This window comes from Pseudomonas sp. CM27, assembly GCF_013179515.1.
Taxonomy (GTDB): domain Bacteria; phylum Pseudomonadota; class Gammaproteobacteria; order Pseudomonadales; family Pseudomonadaceae; genus Aquipseudomonas.
The window spans coordinates 33,403-52,870 of the sequence record NZ_JABMCN010000003.1 but is presented as its reverse complement, the minus strand read 5'-3'; the positions used below and the strand labels follow the sequence as shown (position 1 = coordinate 52,870).

The window sequence follows — 19,468 nt, the reverse complement described above, 5'->3', positions numbered from 1 at the left end:
CTGGCGGCGGAGGCGGTTTGAACGCGGGGATGCTGTGGTTCAACGTGCTGTCGCTGAAGACGGCCTATAACAGCCTGCAGAAGAGCGATGCCCCGGAATACGCGATGGGGTTTGCTTCATCCATTTTCGGCGTGATCGGTGCAGCGGCGGCAACATTGGTCAGCGTAAGGGCAGCGCAAAGAGTTGTAATCTCGAGGCTTAGCCCAATGGCGCCAGGTATTGCCTTCGGCAAGGGAATCATCACGCTACTCAATAGTCACCTGTTCGCGAGAGCATCAGGCTACCCGGCGATAATACTGGGCCTTCTATCTGACTTTACCAAGGGATGGCGCCAATCACAAAACGGTAATTCAGTTACCGGTCTATATAATATTACCGGCGGCGCGGTAAGTGCCATAGGCTCCGCCCTCATATTAGAGGGGAGCCTTGCCATCGCTGGTCCGACATTTTTTATACCTTTCGCAGGCTGGGCCGCAGCGGGTGTAGTGTTGATGGGAGCCTCTCTTATGGCAGGAGGGCTATATCTCTATTCCAAGGCGCATGAACGCTTACACAGCCCGATAGAGTTATGGGCGAGCAGATGTATTTTTGGAACCAGACAAAGCGATGGCGAAATCCGCCCTGACTTGACTCTAGACTTTGAGCAAAAACTTCCTCGCTTCGATAACATAATTATGGAAATCGAATCATGGCATTCTGAGACATATGCTCCATTAGCACTTTCGCTGGATCACTCTACACAATTAGGTCTAGAAGGGCTTACCACAGACCTTAGCGTAAACAGCCAATGGCCTACCCCGGACTGGGCAACAATTATACACAGTCAAGTATCACAGGCCACGCCCACAATAGAATTCACCATATTGCTGCCAAACTTCATGCTCGAACAAAGCGAATGGTCAGGAGCGTTGGAGTCCAGCGATCGTGATGGACATACAACAACGATTACCACGCTACCAATATGCTATATAACACCAGCTGGCTTAGTACTCCATTACAAGACCCAAAAAAAAGCAACCAAAAGCGCAAGACTAACAATCAACTATCATCTAAATCATGGATTAGCCACACGATTAAAGCTAAATACCCAATTCTGTATCGAGAGGTGACGCATGGCAACCATATGGTTATTCAACCCCCATCAAAAAAACGACATAGAACCTAAAATCTCAGACCAGCTAGTTGATTCCACCAGCTTCTTCCTGCGCTTGAGAAATCCATGGGTTACTGACTCAGTATTTATGGGGAAAATGTACACGGCAATGTGCCTAGCTACTGCAATATTTGTGTACACTCTTCTTTTAGATGACACAACCAACTATGAGCTAGAGGGCGCCTACGCATTTCTGGTAGCGCAGATTATAGTACCTTTTATTTTTACACCTTTCCTAGCCTATAGAATAATCTATATAAAAAAGCTTTCTGACATCTACCTGAATAGGACAACACAAAAAATCTATTATAAACGCTTCGGAAAACTATTCACTTTTGATTGGAACAACATCAGGGGAGGCCGATTCAAACGCACTGAATTCGGTGGATCATCCTTTACCACCAGCTACGCCTTAGCCTTCGCCCCTCGCCGAGAAGATGGCAGCCTGCACCAGAAAGACTGCCTGTGGGTCGACAGTAACTCGCCCACCGAATCCGACATTCAGTACGTCGCCGAAGTCTGGGAATACCTTCGCCACTTCATGGACCACGGCCCGGACAAACTTCCCCCGCCAGGCGAACCCAACTGGTGGCACAAGCCCCTGCACGCGATCTGCCTGACCCCGGCGGAAGCCTGGCGCCACTATGCCCCATGGCGAACCGGCGAGCCGGGAGAAATGCAGGGCAAAAAGAACTGGCAATTGCCATTCTGGGCCGTTCTGTTCCCTTACAACCTCACAGTCGCCATTGCCTGGTACTTCGTCTGCAAGCTCTTCAATGTTCGCGCAGCGGCGCCACCCGCTGAGGCTTTTGAAAGCGCGCCTGCTAACGCTCTCGAGTGACCACCACCTCGAGATACTCACTCGGCACCACCAGCGACGATGGGCCACCCACATTGTTTGCATCCAACAATTCAGCCAGATCACGCTCCAACGCCTTGGCCGCCTCCGGCTCCAAAGCGGCGAACGCCTTGTGCACCGGCCCGTACCATGTCCGGAAAACCTCGATGAAGTGCGCTGCCGAGCGGTAGCGGAAATTGAAGTGCTGGCGGCTGACGTTCAATTCGCCATGCGCCCCCTCGAACATCACGCGCAGCTGGGCCTCATCGCCCCAGCGCGAAGGCGGCAAAGCCCCGGCGGGCGGTGGTACATGCCGGCCAAGGGTCTTGAACATCTGGCCTACGAAGCCTTGCGGGGTCCAGTTGGCCAGGCCGATGCGACCACCGGGCCGGCACACCCGCGCCAGCTCGCGCGCGGCTTGGGCCTGGTCGGGGGCGAACATCACACCGAAGGTGGACAGCACTGCATCGAAACTGCCATCGGCGAATGGCAAGGCTTCGGCATCGGCGGCCTGGAACACCACGTTCAGGTGCTCGGCCCGCGCCCGTTCTTCGCCGCGCTTGAGCAGTTCGGGCACGTAATCGGTGGAGGTAACGCGACAGCCGCGCCGGGCAGCGGCCAGGGTGGCGTTGCCGTTGCCGGCGGCAACGTCCAGCACCTGCTCGTCCCAGCGTAGGTCACAGGCCTCGGCCAGGCGTTCGCCAACCAGCTGCAGAGTGGTGCCGATTACCGCGTAATCACCACTTGCCCAAGCGGCTTGTTGGCGGGTTTTCAGGGCATTGTTGTCCAAAGGGGTGCTCATGGTCTGCGCCTTCTTGTTGTGCGCGGCCGAGGTCCTTCTGGCGGTGTATGCGCCGGTGGATCAAAAGGATGGGTGCAGAAAGCTACGCCTTTGGCAGGCGCAGCGGCAAGACGAAATAGGGATAGGGACAAGATCGAGGCGTTATATGAGGTATGCCCGGCCCTTCATATGACTTTGGCATTGATTGTTGGCGGTGATATCGGATTCGCCGGCAAGCCCGCTCCACAGGGACCACATGATCCCTGTAGGAGCGGCTGGATGCAGCTGCGGTCAGGCCATTTTGGCCCTGGCAGCGTGCAGTTTCTTGTAGCTTTCGATCAGGCGCAGATGGCGGTCAAGGCCTTCGAGCTTCATGCTGGTAGGGGTGAGGCCGTGGAAACGCACGCTGCCGTCCACCGATCCCAGCACCGCGTCCATGCGCGGGTTGCCGAACATGCGGCGGAAGTTGGCTTCGTAGTCGACCATTTCCAGCTCGTCGTCCAGTTGCACTTCCAGCACCACGTTCAGGGCCTGGTAGAACAGGCCGCGCTCGACGGTATTGTCGTTGAACTGCAGGAACGCCTCGACCAGTTCCTTGGCATCTTCAAAACGCTGCACCGCCAGGCAGATCAGCAGCTTCAGCTCAAGAATGGTCAATTGCCCCCACACCGTGTTCTCGTCGAACTCCACGCCGATCAGCGTGGTGATGGTGGTGTAGTCATCGACGTCACAGTTGTCCAGGCGCTTGAGCAGCAGCTTCAGCGAGCGGCTATCGAGGCTGTGCAGGTTGAGGATGTCGGCACGGAACGACAGGGCGCGATTGGTGTTGTCCCAGATCAGGTCCTCGACCGGGTAGATTTCCGAATAACCAGGCACCAGAATGCGGCACGCGGTGGCGCCAAGGTTGTCATACACCGCCATGTACACTTCCTTGTCCAGCGCTTCGAGGATACCAAACAGGGTGGCGGCTTCCTGGAGGTTGGAATCCTCACCGTGGCCGGAGAAGTCCCACTCCACGAACTCGAAGTCGGCCTTGGCACTGAAGAAGCGCCACGACACCACACCGCTGGAATCGATGAAGTGCTCGACGAAGTTGTTCGGCTCGGTCAGCGCGTGGCTTTCGAAGGTGGGCTGCGGCAGGTCGTTCAGGCCCTCGAAGCTGCGGCCCTGCAGCAGTTCGGTAAGGCTGCGCTCCAGCGCCACTTCAAGGCTAGGGTGGGCGCCGAACGAGGCGAACACGCCGCCGGTACGCGGGTTCATCAGGGTCACGCACATGACCGGGAACTCACCGCCCAGCGAGGCATCTTTCACCAGCACCGGGAACCCCTGCTCTTCCAGCCCCTGGATACCGGCGACGATGGCCGGGTACTTGGCCAGCACCTCCTGCGGTACGTCCGGCAGGCACAGCTCGCCTTCAAGGATTTCGCGTTTGACCGCGCGCTCGAAGATTTCCGACAAGCACTGCACCTGCGCCTCGGCCAGGGTGTTGCCGGCGCTCATGCCGTTGCTGAGGAACAGGTTTTCGATAAGGTTGGACGGGAAGTACACCACCTGCTGGTCGGACTGGCGCACGAACGGCAGCGAGCAGATGCCGCGCGCCTTGTTGCCCGAGTTGGTGTCGTACAGGTGCGAGCCACGCAGCTCGCCATCCGGGTTATAGACCTCGAGGCAGTGCGCATCGAGGATTTCGGCCGGCAGCGCATCGCGTGGGCCAGGCATGAACCACTGCTCGTTCGGGTAATGCACGAACGACGCGTTGGCCAGGTCTTCGCCCCAGAACTGGTCGTTGTAGAAGAAGTTGCAGTTCAGGCGCTCGATGAATTCGCCCAACGCCGAGGCCAGCGCGGCCTCTTTGGTCGAGCCTTTGCCGTTGGTGAAGCACATCGGCGACTGCGCATCGCGTACATGCAGCGACCACACGTTAGGCACGATATTGCGCCACGAAGCGATCTCGATCTTCATGCCCAGCCCGGCGAGAATGGCGGACATGTTGGCGATGGTCTGCTCCAGCGGCAGGTCCTTGCCGGGAATGTAGGTGCTGGTGTCCGACACCGGCATCAGCAGCCCCTGGGCATCGGCATCGAGGTTGTCGACCACTTCGATGACGAATTCCGGGCCGGTCTGCACCACCTTCTTGACCGTGCAGCGGTCGATGGAGCGCAGGATGCCCTGGCGGTCCTTCTCGGAAATGTCCTCGGGCAGCTCCACCTGGATCTTGAAAATCTGGTTGTAGCGGTTTTCCGGGTCGACGATGTTGTTCTGCGACAGGCGGATGTTTTCGGTGGGGATGTCGCGGGTCTGGCAGTACAACTTGACGAAGTAAGCCGCGCACAAGGCCGAGGACGCCAGGAAGTAGTCGAACGGGCCTGGGGCCGAACCATCGCCCTTGTAACGGATCGGCTGGTCGGCGATCACCGTGAAGTCGTCGAACTTGGCTTCTAGACGGAGATTGTCGAGAAAATTGACCTTGATTTCCATGCGGGTTTACCGTGATTTAAGCGTGCAAAACGAAATTGGCCGGCATTATCCGGGTTTTCACGCAGGAAGTCCTCCCCGCATCTGAACGCAGCGCGGCCGCAGGCTTGCGCATTTCACCGGATTGCTTGCCCGATCCTCTGCCGCCGCCCGGTCAAGGGACGCGCGGTCGTAGAGGTGTGCTAGCGTTTCTGCACTGGAGAACAACGTATTCCCCAGGCAAAAAACACAGCGACAGCAACCGTGAATGGCAGGTGAACCATGGAACTACGCATCAACCAGAAGACCTATCAGGTCGAGGCGGACGCCGACACGCCCTTGTTGTGGGTAATTCGCGATGACCTGGGCCTGACCGGCACCAAGTATGGCTGCGGCCTGGCCCAGTGCGGCGCCTGCTCGGTGCTGGTGGACGGCAATGTGGTGCGCGCCTGCGTTACCCCGGTGGCCGGAGTGGTCGGGCGCGAGGTCACCACCATCGAAGCGATCGAGGCCGATGCGGTCGGCAAGCGCGTGGTCGCCGCCTGGGTCGAGCACCAGGTGGCCCAGTGCGGCTACTGCCAGTCTGGCCAGGTGATGGCGGCCACGGCGCTGCTCAAGCACACCCCCAAACCCAGTGACGCGCAGATCGAAGCGGCGATGGTCAACCTGTGCCGCTGCGGCACCTATAACGCTATCCATGCCGCCGTGCATGACCTGGCTCAGGGGGAAACAGCCTGATGAACACCCCAGCCGATACCCCCGCCGAACTGCTCAAACTGCAGCTTGGCGAAACAGTCAATCTGTCACGCCGGCGCTTTATCGCCGGCACTGCGGTCGGCGCCTTGGTACTTGGCTTCGGCCTGCCCATGGGCACGGCCCGGGTGCAAGCGGCGGCCACAGCAAGCGCGCAACGCGGCACCCAGGTGCCGGCGTTTCTGGAGATCCGCCCGGACGGTACGGTGCGCCTGCTCAGCCCGTTCATGGAAGGCGGCCAGGGGCCTTTTACCGCCATGGCGCAGATCGTCGGCGAAGAGCTGGATGTCGACCCTGCCAACTTCGTGGTGGACAGCGCGCCACCCGGCGAAGCCTATGTGGTGATGGAAAACGGCATGCGTATTACCGGTGGCAGCATGTCGGTGCGCATGAGCTACCCGACCATGCGCCGCCTGGGCGCTTTGGCCCGTGCCATGCTGCTGCAGGCAGGCGCCGAACAGCTCGGCGTACCGGTCGAACAGCTGTCCACCACGCCGGGTAACGTAGTACATACCACGACTGGCCGCTCAATTCCCTACGGTGAGCTGGCCGGGCGCGCGATGGACCTGCCGGTGCCTGATCCGAGCACGGTCAAGTTGCGCGACCCCAGCCAGTTTCGCTGGATCGGTAAACCCGTGCGCCGCCTGGATGCCTATGACAAGTCAACCGGCAAGGCCCAGTACTGCATCGACATGAAAGTCGACGGCATGCTGCATGCCGCCGTGCAGCACGCACCCCGCCTGGGCATGACCGTGGGCAGCCTGCGCAATGAGGATCAGGTCAAGGCCATGAAAGGTGTGCATTCACTGCATCAGCTGCCAGGCGCCGTCGCCGTGGTCGCCGAGCGCTGGTGGCACGCCAAGCGCGCGGTGGAAGCGGTCCAGGTAGACTGGAAAGAGCCGGCGGCGGACACCAAGGTGCGGCCGATGCCCGCGGACTTTTCCAGCGACGGCTGGCGCGAGTACCTGGCCACCGTGCAGGGGCCGGCCCGCGACGAGGAGAACGAAGGCGATATCGCCGGCGCACTGGGGAATGCCAAGACCAGCATCGAAGCCAGCTACCATAACCAGTACCTGAACCACGCCCAGCTGGAGCCACCCTCTGCCCTCGCCCGCTACAACCCCGACGGCACCCTGGAGGTCTGGCTGCCCAACCAGGCACCGGACATGTTCCGTGACGACATTGCCAAGCGTACGGGCCTGGACCCTGCACAGATCCTCCTCCACTCGCCGCTGCTGGGCGGTTTCTTTGGCCGCCACTTCCTGTACGACTCGGCCAACCCCTACCCCCAGGCCATCGCCCTGGCCAAGGCAGTCGGCCGGCCAGTGAAGCTTATCTGGAGCCGCGAAGAGGAGTTTCTGCGCGATGTGCTGCGGCCCGTTGCTGTGGTGAAATTCCGCGCTGGGCTGGACGCCGAGGGCTGGCCGGTTGCGCTGGAGGCGGTGAGTGCCACTGAAGGCCCCACCGAGGCCATCGCCGGCAAGCAAGGCGACAAAGTCGACCCAACCGCGCTTGAAGGGCTATCGGGCAAGGCCTACGCCATTGCCAACAAGCGCATTGCCCAGATCTACGTCAAAGGCCCGGCCATGCTGGGTTACTGGCGCTCGGTCGGCAATTCGCTGAACGACTTCTTCTATGAAAGCTTTCTCGACGAGCTGGCCGACAAGGGCGGCAAGGACCCGTTCGAACTGCGCCGCCACCTGCTACGCGACAACCCGCGCCTGACCAACCTGCTGAACGCGGTCGCCGAATTGTCCGGTGGCTGGAAACGCGGCCCGTTCACCGCCGAAGATGGCAGCAAGCGCGCGCGGGGCGTGGCCATGGCCTCACCGTTCGGCTCGGAGGCCGCGGTGATTGCCGAGGTGTCGATCGACAACGGCCAGGTCAAGGTGCACGACATCTGGCAGGCCATCGACCCGGGCAGCATCGTCAACCCGGCGATCATCGAGCACCAGGTCAACGGCGCAGTCGCCCTGGGCCTATCGCAGACGTTGCTGGAGGAAGCGGTGTACGTGGACGGCAAACCGCGCGCGCGCAACTACGACCTGTACCCGATCCTGCCACCTTCGCGCATGGCCCGGGTGCATGTACGTATTGTCGAAAGCGGCGCGAAGATGGGTGGCATCGGCGAGCCGCCGCTGCCCGCCGTGGCACCGGCCGTGGCCAATGCGGTCGCGCAGCTTACCGGCCAGCGCGTGCGCAGCCTGCCATTGAGCCGCCATACCTTCAGTTGACTGCACAAGGAACGCCCCATGACCCATCGTTTCGCAAGGACCGCTGGCTGGCTGGTGCTGCCCTGCCTGGTCGCGGCAGGCCTGCTGGCCTGGTACGTCACCCGCGAGCCCGCCTCGCCGTTTGCCGGGACGCCGATCGTGGCCAGCGACCCGGCGCTGGTCAGCCGCGGCGAGTACGTGGCCCGTCTCGCCGACTGCGTGGCCTGCCACAGCCTGCCAGACGCCAGACCGTTTGCCGGCGGACTGGAAATGGCCACCCCGCTGGGCGCAATCCACGCCACCAACATCACCTCTGATCGCGACACAGGTATTGGCAACTACAGCCTGGCCGACTTCGACCGCGCCGTGCGTCAAGGCGTGGCTCCTGGCGGACGGCGGCTGTACCCGGCCATGCCCTACCCGTCCTACGCCAAGCTCAGCGATGATGATGTGAAGGCGCTTTATGCGTTCTTCATGCACGGGGTGCAACCTGCCCGGCAGGCCAACCTGGCCAGCGATATCCCTTGGCCGCTGAACCTGCGCTGGCCCATCGCCCTGTGGAACGGCCTGTTCGCTGCCAACACACCATACACCGACAAACCCGAGCAGGATGCGCAGTGGAACCGTGGTGCCTACCTGGTCCAGGGGCCCGGCCATTGCGGCAGCTGCCATACCCCGCGGGGCCTGGCTTTCAACGAGAAAGCCCTGGATGACAGCGGCAAGCCGTTCCTCGCCGGCGCCCTGCTCGATGGCTGGTACGCACCGAGCCTGCGCGCCGACCCCAATACCGGGCTGGGGCGCTGGAGCGAGGCGGACATTGCGCAGTTCCTGAAGACCGGGCGAAACCGCCATGCGGTGGTGTTCGGTTCGATGACCGAGGCGTTCAACAACTCCTTGCAGTTCATGCATGACGAGGACCTTGCCGCCATTGCCCGCTACCTGAAATCGCTACCCGGCGACCCGCAGCGCGACGGCGTGCCGTGGCAGTACCAGGCAGAATCTGCAACGGCGCGGCTCGACAGACCGGGCGCACATACCTATGTGACCCGCTGCGCAACGTGCCACGGCCTGGATGGCAAGGGCCAGGCCGAATGGATGCCGCCGCTGGCCGGGGCCACGTCGGCCCTGGCCAAAGAGGCGGCCTCGGCGATCAACATCACCCTTAACGGTTCGCAGCGCGTGGTAACTGCCGGGGTGCCGGATGCCTATCGCATGCCGGCTTTGCGCGAGCAGTTGAGTGATCAGGAGATTGCCGAGGTGCTGAGCTTCGTGCGCACGGCATGGGGCAACCACGGTGGTGCGGTGAATGCGCAGGCGGTGGGGAAGCTGCGTGAACATACCGACCCGGCCAGCAGCAGCCCGATCATTCTGCATATGCGCTGAAGCAGGGGCGGGCTGCTACGGCTGCGCCCGCTCCAGGTTCTGCTTCAACAACCGCTCCGGCAATTCCCCGGCAACGATCCTCTCCATCTCCCGTGCCAGCGCTTCACGCAGCTGTGACTGGTTGCAGCGCGAGTTACGCGACAGCGCCAGGTACAACCCCTCACTGGAAACCGGCGGCTCCAGCACCTGGAGAGTACCTGTGATACCCAACGTGCGCGCCAGCGCCATGCCGGGGTACTGCTCGTACACCACGTAATCGCTGCGCTTGTGCATCAGTTTCTCGAACGCCTGCCGGGCACCGGGCACCGCTTCAAGGGTGAGGTTGGCCTTGGCGTAGTCGTCGAATTGCTGGCCGTGGCTGTTGTTGACCAGCGTACCGCCCTTGCGACCTGCAAGATCGGCCCATTGCCGATAGGCAAAGGCGTTGTCCCGGCGCACCCACACCACGCTGGGTGTGTGCAGAAATGGCGGTGCGACGAAGTCCATCTGCTGCCGACGCGCATCGGTCTGAAAATACCCGGCCAGCAGGTCGATCCGGCCAGTACGCACTTCTTCCTGCGCGCGCGACCAAGGCCCGGCGTAGATCACATCGATTTCCAGCCCAAGCTGCTTGCCCAGGTATTTGAGCAGGTCGGCATTGGCGCCGATCAGCTGCTGGGGGTTTTGCGGGTCGCGCCACAGGTACGGGGGGTATTCCGGGTTACCGGTGGCGGTCAGCCGTCGACATTGCTCAGCCGCTGCCGCCGCCAAGGGAAGCAGCAGGCACAGAAAAACTGGCAAGGCGTAGCGAAAGCAACGCTCGATCATCGACGACCCTCGGCACCTGTGACATCCGCCGACCCGGCGGAGCGGCCAAAGGCTGCCACCTCCTGTGGTCGACTGCAGCAATCATCTGCGCGTGCTGCAGACAGTCTGGACCATCAGCGGCCAGCAGGCTGGCCTTTCATCGGCCGGACCACGCATTTTCACGCGCCTTGGCGGCGCATCGCCAGGATCGCTGCACCAAACCCGATAAAGGTCGTACCCACCACCCGGCTCACCCAGCGCGACAGCGACGGCCGCGTCAATACCCCTTTTGCCCGCGCAGCCAGGGCGGCATACAGGCTCAGTGAGGTAAGCGACAACGCCACGAAAATCCCGGTAAGGGTCAGGAACTGCGGTAGCAATGCGGCGCCCTGGTCGATGAACTGCGGAAACAATGCAGTGAAGAACATGGTCGCCTTGGGGTTGGTGACCGCCGTGAAGAAGGCCGACTTGAACAGCTTCACAGGCGTAGGCCGGACCTTGGCCACGCCCTCTGCACTTCCCGCTACCAGCATCGGGCTTTTTTTCAGCAATTGCCGCGCCCCGAGGTAGAACAGGTAGCCCGCCCCCAGGATCTTCACGGCATTGAACAGCATTTCGGAACTGGCCAGCAGCGCGCCCAGCCCCAGCATGGCGGCTGCCGACAGGCAGAACAGGCCCAAGCCATTGCCCAGCGACGACCAGATCGCGCTGCGCTGGCCGTGGGCCAGGCTGTTGTTGATGGCCATCAGGGTGGCAGGGCCAGGGCTGGCAATCGCAATAGCGGCAACCAGGGTAAAAGCAAGCAGCGAGTGGGAATCCATTTCAGGCTCGTCAGGCAATCGGCAAAGGCTGCGTGGATGGCACGCAGGTTCAGTCGGCATTCTGCCGTTTGGCTGCCTTTTTGGCGATAGCCTTCATGCGCGTCGCCGCCCGTTGCACGGTGGCCATCTTTTCCGGGCGTTTCATGCCCCGCCATTTGCGGATTTCGTCACGGCTACGGCCACAGCTTACGCACAGCTCGCTGTTGAGCTGGCATAACGAGACGCAGGGGTTGTCGATGTCTTTGGCCATGCCGGTGCTCAGCCAGACAATTGCGCACGCGCGCGCTCGGCGGCGTCGTGGAAAACCTTGCGCAGTTCTGCAGCCTTGACCTTGCTGACCGACCTGGGCGGCAGCAGTTCATCGACCACGCGAATGCCTTGGGCCAAGGCGGTATTCAGTTGCTCAGTGTCGGAGGCGTCGGCGATATCACCCAGATAATGCGCGATGAGATACACGTAACGGTCCTGCAACTTCAGCGCTTCGAGCGCGTCGAGAGCCTTCTGGAACCGATCGGCTGCGTCAGGGCTCATGCTCAGTTTATCGAAATGAATCAGGCTCACACGGTCAGTGGCCATTGACGAATCTCCGTTTCCTGGTACGGCCTGGCCCACAAGCAGCAGCGCTTCTACGGTGCTCGGATGTGCAGGCCCGGGTAATGACCGTCAGGTTACCAGAACGCGAGGTATAAAGGGTCATGGCCCCCGGAACTAAAAGCAGTTGGCAGGTCGCGCAATGGACGCCCCAGGGCGTAATCGGGACAGGAGCCGCCTTTTGCGGCACAGGATAATCGCGGCGGCAACTCACCCGGCCGAGGCCGTCATCGAGCTCGGTAGCCCACACAACAACAAGCCTGCACCTGCAGGTAAGCCACAGGGGCCTCATTCTTCATGGCAAAGGAACACATCACCGAAACGCTCGACCTTGGGGTGACCGACCCCTCGAAAACCGCAGAAGCCCGCCAGGACCGGCGTTTCGAGGGCAAGCTCGACTGGATCGTGTTTGGTTGCACCAGCGTCCTGGCCATCGCATTCGTGCTGTGGGGCCTGCTCAACCAGGCCAGCCTCGCCAGCAGCGCCTCCAGCGCGCAATCCTGGGTCATTCTCAACTTCGGCTGGTTCTTCGTGCTCACTTCCACCCTGTTCGTGGTGTTCGTGCTGTGGCTGGCCGCCAGCCGTTACGGTCGGGTGCCGCTGGGGCGTGATGGCGAACTGCCAGAATTTCGCACGGTGTCCTGGGTGGCGATGATGTTCAGCGCCGGCATGGGTATCGGCCTGATGTTCTTCGGCGTGGCCGAACCGTTGTCGCACTATGTGTCGCCGCCGCCTGGTTCGGCCAGCCCCCAGTCGAGCGAAGCGATGCAGGTGGCCATGGCCACCACGCTGTTCCACTGGACCCTGCATCCTTGGGCCATGTACGCCATCGTCGGCCTGGCGATTGCCTACGGCACCTTCCGCCGCGGCCGCTCGCAGCTGATTTCCGCTGCCTTCCGCCCCTTGATCGGCAAGCACGCCAACGGCCCGCTGGGCCGGCTGATCGACATGATGGCGATCTTCGCCACGCTGTTCGGCTCGGCCGCCTCGCTGGGCCTGGGTGCGCTGCAGATCGCCGGCGGCCTGGAGTACAACGGCTGGATCGAAAGCCCGGGCAAGCTGTTCTACATTTCGATCATTACGCTGCTGACCATTGCCTTCGTCACCTCGGCGGTATCGGGCATCGGCAAAGGCATCCAGTGGCTGTCCAACACCAACATGGTATTGGCACTGCTGCTGGCGCTGTTCGTGTTCGTGGTCGGGCCGACCCTGCTGATGCTCAACCTGCTGCCGACCTCGATCGGCATCTATATCAAGATGCTGCCGGAAATGATGGCCCGCACCAACGCCAGCGGCGGCGAGCAGATGGACAACTGGCTGGCCGGCTGGACGGTGTTCTACTGGGCCTGGTGGATCTCCTGGACACCGTTCGTGGGCATGTTCATCGCCCGCATCAGCCGTGGCCGCACCATTCGCCAGTTCGTGACCGGCGTGCTGCTGGTGCCGAGCCTGGTCAGCCTGGTGTGGTTCACCGTGTTCGGCGGCGCGGCCATCGACGCCCTGCGCGACGGCGCGCTGCAACTGGCCAACGGGGCGGTCAACAGCAACCATGCGCTGTACCAGTTGCTGGACAGCTACCCGCTGGCCTCGGCCACCTCGGTGCTGGTGATGGTCCTGGTGGGCATCTTCTTTGTCTCCGGTGCCGATGCCGCTTCGCTGGTGATGGGCACGCTGTCGGAACATGGCACCACCGCGCCATCACGGCGCACGGTGATTTTCTGGGGTGCACTGACCGGTACGGTGGCGGCGATCATGCTGGCGATCGGCGCCCCGGGTGACCCTGGCGAGGCGCTGACCGGGCTGCAGAACCTGACCATTGTCGTGGCCTTGCCGTTCGTGGTGGTGATGGTGCTGCTGTGCCTGGCGCTGTACCGCGACCTGCGCAAGGACCCGATGATGCTGCGCCACCTGCGTGGCAACGAGCTGATCGAAAAAGCCGTGCTGTATGGGGCGGTGAAGCATGGCGAGGAGTTCTACATCGTGGTGCAGGAGAAGAAGGCCTCGGTGAAGCCGGCGGCAGAGGCCAGTGAAGTGGCTCAGCGCTGAAACCGGCTGGCGCTCGTCTCTTTGGGCTTTACCCGCAAATGCGTCGTTGGTTTGGCCAACGCATTCGCGGGTGGGCTCTCGTAGAACTGCACATAACTCACTGATTTAGCAGGGAACCTGTGGGAGCGGGCGTGCCCGCGAACACCGGCGCAGCCGGTGCCATGCACCGGGTTGGATTCTTCGCGGGCGCGCCCGCTCCCACAGGGTACGCGGAGCGCCCAGCATCCGTTCTATGCGCGACACCGTAGCCCAATGAGCTGGGCGATCTCCTACCGGGCCTTGGCAAGCCTGCGGATGTGTTGTTTTTCAGGGCCAGTCAATCGCCCAGGAAGCTGTCCTCGAACGAGTAAATGCAGGCCTCCACGCACAGCGCCATGCCCGCCTGCAGCTCGCCTTCGTTGCCATAGGATTCAGGGTCTTCCGGGTAACCAATGCTCGGGTACTCGTCGCACAGCCCCGCAGCACCGCTGGGGCGGAATAACGGGGGCGCGATCTCGGTGGAAGCGCCCCACAGGGTCACGCATCACCCGTTCAACGCCGCCTCTATACCGGCCACATCAATCTTGCCCATCTGCATCATCGCGTCGAACGCGCGCTTGGCCGCCGCACGGTCGGGGTGGCCGATGGCTTCGATGAGGATGCGCGGGGTGATCTGCCAGGAGATCCCCCATTTGTCCTTGCACCAGCCGCATACACTGGCCTCGCCACCGTTATCGATAATTGCGTCCCACAACCGGTCGGTTTCGGCCTGGTCCTCGGTGCTGACCTGAAACGAAAACGCTTCACTGTGCTTGAACGTCGGGCCACCGTTCAGGCCCACACAAGGGATGCCCATCACCGTGAACTCCACCGTGATCACGTCGCCCTGCTTGCCCGACGGGTAATCACCCGGCGCTTGGTGCACCGCGATCACGCTGCTGTCGGGAAACGTGCTGGCATAAAAATTCGCGGCCTCTTCGGCATCGTGGTCGTACCAGAGGCAGATTGTGTTCTTGGCCGTCATGGTGGTGCTCCATGAATGAGGGAGAACGTTAGAGTCTAGCCTCGGCATTGACCCAAGGCCCGCACAGCCGATTTTACCGTACGCCTGTACGATAAATCCCCCTGCTGCGAGCCCTTCCATTGACCTGCCGTTGGCGGGCTTGCTTGCGGGGTCTGGGCATGGGGGTCTCGCGACTGCTGTTGTGGCGAGGATAGCAAGCTTGGCGCTGCGCTCAACAATCTGCCCGGCGATGGCGGTCAGCAACATCGCCACAGTCAACGACAGCAGGGGCGCTGCCTGAGGCCGGGCGCCGCAACATTCTGCAGACATTTCCGACATCAGGTAGTGAACCTGCTTACAAAAAAGCGGTCTTTCGCTGACGGTCAACTCACCGACCGGTTCACCGGCCCAGTCACCGGGCCTACTTTTGTCCTGTTTCAGCGAAGACCCAACATGCCCGAATCCCGCCCAACTGCCTCCGCCCTCATTGCCCTGCGCGGTGGCCTGATCGCCACCGTGGTGGCCCTTGCCGCACCGGCGCATGCCGAAGAGCCTGCCAGCGATGCACGCTGGGTCAGTGACAGCCTGAGCACCTACGTGCGCAGCGGCCCGACCGACGGCCACCGCATCGTCGGCACGCTCAAGTCCGGGCAGAAGCTGACCATGGTCGGCAGCCAGGGCAACTACAGCCAGGTGCGCGGGCAGAATGGCGATGTGGTGTGGATCCTCAGCAACGACCTGCAGTCGGTGCCCGGCCAGAACGAACGCCTGCCGTTGCTCGATGCCCAGGTCGCAGAGTTGACCGGGCAGTTGAAGACCATCGACGACAGCTGGAAGAACCGTGTGCAGGGCATGCAGGAAACCCTCGACTCACGCAAGAAACTGGTCGACGAACTGGAGGCGCGCAACAAGGCGCTGAGCGAGCAGCTCGATGAGAGCCAGTCGACCCTGCGTGATACCCAGGCGCGCCTTGGCGATGAGAACAAGCAGGTGATGATGCGCTACATGGTGTATGGCGGCAGCATTGCCGGCGCGGGGCTGCTGATGGGGCTGATCCTGCCGGCGTTGACCCGCGGCCGGAAGAAGAACGACCGCTGGTTCTGATGCCAGCTATGCCGGCCTCTTCGCAGGTTTATCCCGCGAAGAGGCCGGCACGGCTCACACCTATTTGCTACGCGCCTTGTTGTAGATGGTCTTGGCCTGGTCCGCAGCCGACTGGCACTTGGTCATGTCACCCTTGTCCCGCGCCGTCTTGGCCTCCTCCATTTTCACCTTGAAGTCATGTGCCATGCCACCGTGCATCGCCTGACCGCTAGCTTTGTGGAAGTCTTCCAACTCCTGAATCTTCGCATCGCAGTTGGTCTTGGGATCCGCATGTGCAGCAAAACTCAGCACCGAAGCAATCACCAGCAGTGTCATGGATTTCATGCAACATTCTCCTGGGAAATTCGAAAGATGCTCGAGCGACATCGGCTCGACGCCACAAACAGCATAGTCCCCCTCGGGCAACCACACCTGCGCTCAGCCGTGTGATCGTGCGCCTTCAGCGAACAGATAGTCGATGAATACCCGAAGCCGCAGCGGCATGTGCCGGGCCTGCGGGTAGATCAGCACGAACGGCCGCGAGGTGCCGCCGTACTCGGCCAGCACCTCCACCAGCGCGCCGCTGTCCAGCGCCTCCTGCACGGTAAAGCGGTAGGCCTGCATCAGCCCGGCGCCGTGGCGCACCAGGGTTGCGGTGGCAAGAAAATCGCCAAGGCAGGTGAAGCTGCCATCGGTCTCCAACTCCAGTTCTCGGCCATCGCGGCGGAAACTCCAGCGCGGGCGCCGGCCGCTGCTGGCCAGTTCGAACTGGATGCACTCGTGCCCAGCCAGGTCTTCCGGCACTTGCGGTGTGCCCCGGCGTGCCAGGTAGGCGGGCGTAGCCACCACCACCAACGGGGCATCTTCCAGGCGCCGCGCCACCAGCCGCGAGTCGGCAGGCTCGCGGCCACGGATGGCGAGGTCGAAGTGCTCCTCGGCAAAGTCGACGTTGCGATTGCTGACATGCACGTCCACCTGCACCTGCGGGTAGCGTTGCTGGAACGCCGGCAGCAACGGCAGCAGCCGGTGGTGCGCGTAAGGCGTCGGCACACTGATGCGCAGGCGGCCGCTGGGCGCGACCTGGCCGCCTGTGACCTGGCGCTCTGCCTCGACCAGTTGCCCGAGCGCCTGGCGGCATTGCTGGTAATACGCCTGCCCAGCCTCGGAAAGCCGCATCCGCCGGGTGGTGCGCACGAACAGGCGCACTCCCAGGCGTTCCTCCAGACGGGCCACACTGCGGCTTACCGCCGCCGGAGTGACGCCAGCCTCGGTGGCTGCGGCAGTAAAGCTGCCGCTGTCGGCGGCAAGGCAAAACAGCTCCAGGCTGCCCAGTTGCAGGTCATCGAAGTGGCGGGACATGAGGGCTCGATTGATTACATGGTGTATTGATTGAAATGCCATCCGGCACATTTTTCAAGCATGTGTTGCAGCCTACAGTGAGCTCCACCCGAGCCATCGGCTCACCTTCCGGAGTACGCAAGCATGACCCAGCCAAGAACCGTCATCATCACCGGGGCCTCCAGCGGCCTGGGCTTCGCCCTGGCCGAGGCGTTCCTCGAACGCGGCGACAATGTCGTCGGCAATGCCCGCAGCCAGGCGCGCCTGGAGCAGGCCGCCGGCCGCCTCGGCAATCCTTCGCGCTTTGTTGGTGTGGCCGGCGACATCGCCGAACCAGGCACGGCTGAGCGGTTGTTCGCCAGCGCGGTGCAAACCTTTGGTGGGGTCGACATCCTTATCAACAATGCCGGCATCTTCATTGCCAAACCGTTTACCGAGTACACCGCAGTGGATGTCGACGCGCTGGTCGGGACCAACCTGAAGGGGTTCTTCTACCCGGCCCAGGAAGCGGCGCGGATCATGGCAGGGCAAGGGCACGGGCAGATCATCGCCATCACCGCCTCCATCGCCTTGCAACCAGACACCCGCGTACCCGCGTTGTTGCCGGTGCTGGTCAAGGGCGGCCTGAACCAGGCAGTAAAAGGCCTGGCGCTGGAGCTGGCGGCCAGCGGGGTGCAGGTGAATGCGGTGGCACCGGGAATCATCGATACCCCACTGCATGGGGGCAATGTGCAAGGCCTGGGCGCGCTGTCACCCAGCGGCCGCACCGGCTCGCCGCAGGACGTGGTGGACGCCGTGCTGTACCTGGCCGACTCAGCTTTCGTCAGCGGTGTGATCTTGCCGGTGGATGGCGGCAGCACTGCCGGCACCTGGCACTGAACAGAGGAGCAAGCAGCCATGCCTTATGTGCATATTCGTGTGACCGATGAAGGGGTAACTGCTGAGCACAAGCGCCAGCTGATCGAGCAGACCACCCGCATGTTGCAGCAAGTGCTGGGCAAACCGCCGGCCAGTACCTTTGTGGTGATCGAGGAGGTGCCGACCGATAACTGGGGGGTTGGTGGGGAGACGGTGACCCAGGTACGGGCGCGAGAGCGGCGGTGAGGTTGCTGCCACACGAGAACCGATCACCAGGCGTTGCGCAGAGTGTGAGGGTGATTCTATGCTCCAGGGCAAATTGCATCAGGGCTGACAGGTGCTTGCCATTAGAGGTGCAGCGCCTATGAGATCGAGCGCCGCGCGGGCGGCGCTCGATCTCATAGGCGCTGAAAATGCTGTGCCAAGCACCTGTCAGCCCCGATGCAATCCCCCCAAAAATCCCCTGCCAACGATGGAGCCCCTACTGCCGCAAACGCTCCAACGCCTGCAGCACATACTCCGTTGCCCGTTCCCCCTGCCCTTCCCGGCAAGCGATGCCCAACTGCCGCCATAACCCCGGCCGCAGCGGCCTGCGCATAACACGCCGGTCCAGCTCCGCCGCCTCACCTTCCTGCGGCAACAACGTCGCCCCATACCCGGCGCCGACCAGGCTCTTGATCGCATCGTTGTAGTTCAGCTCGATCCGCGGCTCGGGGTACAGCCCCGCCGCTGCGAACCACTCCCCGGTCACCCGCGACAGCTGGGTGCTGCTGTCGTTGAGGATCAACGCCCGCTGCGCCAGCCAGGCCGGCGTAACCTTCGCCGGTGGCTGCCAGTCGGCAGGCACATAAGCCAGGATCGGGTCGCGCCGCCAAGGGGTTACCGTCAACCCTTTCCCCGCCACCTGCGGCAAGGCCACCAGGCCGATGTCCAGCGTGCCCTCGCGCAGCCGTGCCAGCGACGCCTGCGAGGTCAGCACCTGCACTTGCACGTCGATCCTCGGGTGCTCCACCCGCAGCTGCTCCAGCGCCTGAGGCAACAAGTGGGCGATGGCCCCGGTGGACGCGCCCAGCCGCACCCGGCCGGTCAGCCCCTCGACCTGCCGGCGTACTTCTTCAAGCGCCAGGTCGGCATCGGCCAGCAAGCGACGGGCACGCGCCAGCAGCGTTTCGCCGATCGCGGTGGGCCGAACCTGGCCGCGGGTGCGGCTGAGCAAAGCACCGCCAACCCGCGCCTCCAGCTCGGCCACGTGCAGGCTGATGGTGGGCGGCGCCAGGTTGAGCTGGCGTGCAGCCTCGGCAAACGAGCCAAGGTCGCTGATGACCACCAAGGTGCGGAGGCGGTCGAGGCTGATTTCGCGCATTGTCTATACCGTCCACTTCACAGGA

The 19,468-nt window shown here is 62.5% G+C and carries 19 protein-coding genes and 1 pseudogene; 9 read left to right on the top strand and 11 right to left on the bottom strand.

Annotated elements, in window-relative coordinates:
- Positions 1-1,109: pseudogene (locus tag HP547_RS01035) on the top strand (hypothetical protein); the annotation flags it as partial.
- Positions 1,110-1,112: 3 nt separating this feature from the next.
- Complete coding sequence (locus HP547_RS01030; RefSeq protein ID WP_172285293.1) at positions 1,113-1,994, top strand: DUF6708 domain-containing protein; 882 nt, start codon at positions 1,113-1,115, stop codon at positions 1,992-1,994.
- On the opposite strand, the gene HP547_RS01025 is transcribed toward HP547_RS01030, so the two are convergent.
- Entirely contained in the window at positions 1,978-2,793 is an 816-nt protein-coding gene (locus HP547_RS01025; protein ID WP_172285292.1) for a class I SAM-dependent methyltransferase, read from the bottom strand. The two genes, HP547_RS01030 and HP547_RS01025, sit on opposite strands and share 17 nt — an antisense overlap.
- A 270-nt stretch (positions 2,794-3,063) precedes the next feature.
- On the bottom strand, positions 3,064-5,250 hold the full coding sequence (locus tag HP547_RS01020; RefSeq protein ID WP_172231662.1) for an OsmC domain/YcaO domain-containing protein: 2,187 nt from the start codon (positions 5,248-5,250) through the stop codon (positions 3,064-3,066).
- Between the two features lie 258 nt (positions 5,251-5,508).
- Here HP547_RS01020 and HP547_RS01015 point away from each other — a divergent pair, with 258 nt between their 5' ends.
- Genes HP547_RS01015 through HP547_RS01005 form a run of 3 tightly spaced genes read left to right on the top strand, consistent with a single transcriptional unit; the run spans position 5,509 to position 9,575 of the window.
- Positions 5,509-5,964: a (2Fe-2S)-binding protein gene (locus HP547_RS01015; RefSeq protein WP_172285291.1), complete on the top strand. Its 456-nt coding sequence runs from the start codon at positions 5,509-5,511 to the stop codon at positions 5,962-5,964.
- Positions 5,964-8,213 carry a molybdopterin cofactor-binding domain-containing protein gene (locus HP547_RS01010; RefSeq protein WP_172285290.1) on the top strand — a complete coding sequence of 750 codons (2,250 nt, stop codon included), beginning with the start codon at positions 5,964-5,966 and terminating at the stop codon, positions 8,211-8,213. The genes HP547_RS01015 and HP547_RS01010 overlap by 1 nt, the downstream gene beginning before the upstream one ends.
- An 18-nt stretch (positions 8,214-8,231) precedes the next feature.
- A complete protein-coding gene (locus HP547_RS01005; RefSeq protein ID WP_172285289.1) occupies positions 8,232-9,575 on the top strand; it encodes a cytochrome c in 1,344 nt (447 codons plus the stop codon).
- 15 nt (positions 9,576-9,590) lie between these two features.
- Here HP547_RS01005 and HP547_RS01000 read toward each other — a convergent pair whose 3' ends face one another.
- The 4 genes from HP547_RS01000 to HP547_RS00985 form a co-directional block, all read right to left on the bottom strand.
- Positions 9,591-10,382 carry an ABC transporter substrate-binding protein gene (locus HP547_RS01000; RefSeq protein ID WP_172227796.1) on the bottom strand — a complete coding sequence of 264 codons (792 nt, stop codon included), beginning with the start codon at positions 10,380-10,382 and terminating at the stop codon, positions 9,591-9,593.
- Between the two features lie 158 nt (positions 10,383-10,540).
- The gene (locus HP547_RS00995; RefSeq protein WP_172285288.1) at positions 10,541-11,182 is read right to left on the bottom strand and encodes a LysE family translocator; all 642 of its coding nucleotides are present in this window, start codon (positions 11,180-11,182) and stop codon (positions 10,541-10,543) included.
- A 49-nt stretch (positions 11,183-11,231) separates the two neighbouring features.
- Entirely contained in the window at positions 11,232-11,432 is a 201-nt protein-coding gene (locus tag HP547_RS00990) for a DUF1289 domain-containing protein (RefSeq protein WP_172227792.1), read from the bottom strand.
- Positions 11,433-11,440: 8 nt separating this feature from the next.
- The gene (locus HP547_RS00985; protein WP_172227790.1) at positions 11,441-11,758 is read right to left on the bottom strand and encodes a hypothetical protein; all 318 of its coding nucleotides are present in this window, start codon (positions 11,756-11,758) and stop codon (positions 11,441-11,443) included.
- Positions 11,759-12,070: 312 nt separating this feature from the next.
- On the opposite strand from HP547_RS00985, the gene HP547_RS00980 reads away from it, so the two are divergent.
- Positions 12,071-13,819 carry a BCCT family transporter gene (locus HP547_RS00980; protein WP_172285287.1) on the top strand — a complete coding sequence of 583 codons (1,749 nt, stop codon included), beginning with the start codon at positions 12,071-12,073 and terminating at the stop codon, positions 13,817-13,819.
- A gap of 316 nt (positions 13,820-14,135) precedes the next feature.
- Here HP547_RS00980 and HP547_RS29420 read toward each other — a convergent pair whose 3' ends face one another.
- Both HP547_RS29420 and HP547_RS00970 read right to left on the bottom strand, forming a co-directional pair.
- A complete protein-coding gene (locus HP547_RS29420; protein WP_256676231.1) occupies positions 14,136-14,339 on the bottom strand; it encodes a hypothetical protein in 204 nt (67 codons plus the stop codon).
- A 3-nt stretch (positions 14,340-14,342) separates the two neighbouring features.
- A complete protein-coding gene (locus tag HP547_RS00970) occupies positions 14,343-14,822 on the bottom strand; it encodes a VOC family protein (RefSeq protein ID WP_172227786.1) in 480 nt (159 codons plus the stop codon).
- A 432-nt stretch (positions 14,823-15,254) separates the two neighbouring features.
- Here HP547_RS00970 and HP547_RS00965 point away from each other — a divergent pair, with 432 nt between their 5' ends.
- The gene (locus HP547_RS00965; protein WP_172285286.1) at positions 15,255-15,905 is read left to right on the top strand and encodes a TIGR04211 family SH3 domain-containing protein; all 651 of its coding nucleotides are present in this window, start codon (positions 15,255-15,257) and stop codon (positions 15,903-15,905) included.
- Between the two features lie 60 nt (positions 15,906-15,965).
- Here HP547_RS00965 and HP547_RS00960 read toward each other — a convergent pair whose 3' ends face one another.
- Together HP547_RS00960 and HP547_RS00955 are read right to left on the bottom strand one after the other, a co-directional pair.
- The gene (locus HP547_RS00960) at positions 15,966-16,229 is read right to left on the bottom strand and encodes a hypothetical protein (RefSeq protein WP_172227782.1); all 264 of its coding nucleotides are present in this window, start codon (positions 16,227-16,229) and stop codon (positions 15,966-15,968) included.
- 93 nt (positions 16,230-16,322) lie between these two features.
- Positions 16,323-17,243 (bottom strand): LysR family transcriptional regulator, encoded by a 921-nt coding sequence (locus tag HP547_RS00955; RefSeq protein ID WP_172285285.1) that lies wholly within the window; start codon positions 17,241-17,243, stop codon positions 16,323-16,325.
- A gap of 123 nt (positions 17,244-17,366) precedes the next feature.
- Between HP547_RS00955 and HP547_RS00950 the strand changes: the two genes are divergently transcribed.
- Together HP547_RS00950 and HP547_RS00945 are read left to right on the top strand one after the other, a co-directional pair.
- Positions 17,367-18,101, top strand: coding sequence for an SDR family NAD(P)-dependent oxidoreductase (locus tag HP547_RS00950; RefSeq protein ID WP_172227778.1), 735 nt, complete (start codon positions 17,367-17,369; stop codon positions 18,099-18,101).
- Positions 18,102-18,119: 18 nt separating this feature from the next.
- Positions 18,120-18,326 carry a 4-oxalocrotonate tautomerase family protein gene (locus tag HP547_RS00945; protein ID WP_172227776.1) on the top strand — a complete coding sequence of 69 codons (207 nt, stop codon included), beginning with the start codon at positions 18,120-18,122 and terminating at the stop codon, positions 18,324-18,326.
- 235 nt (positions 18,327-18,561) lie between these two features.
- On the opposite strand, the gene HP547_RS00940 is transcribed toward HP547_RS00945, so the two are convergent.
- Positions 18,562-19,443, bottom strand: a complete 882-nt coding sequence (locus tag HP547_RS00940) for a LysR family transcriptional regulator (RefSeq protein WP_172229730.1) — start codon at positions 19,441-19,443, stop codon at positions 18,562-18,564.
- Positions 19,444-19,468 lie beyond the last annotated feature (25 nt).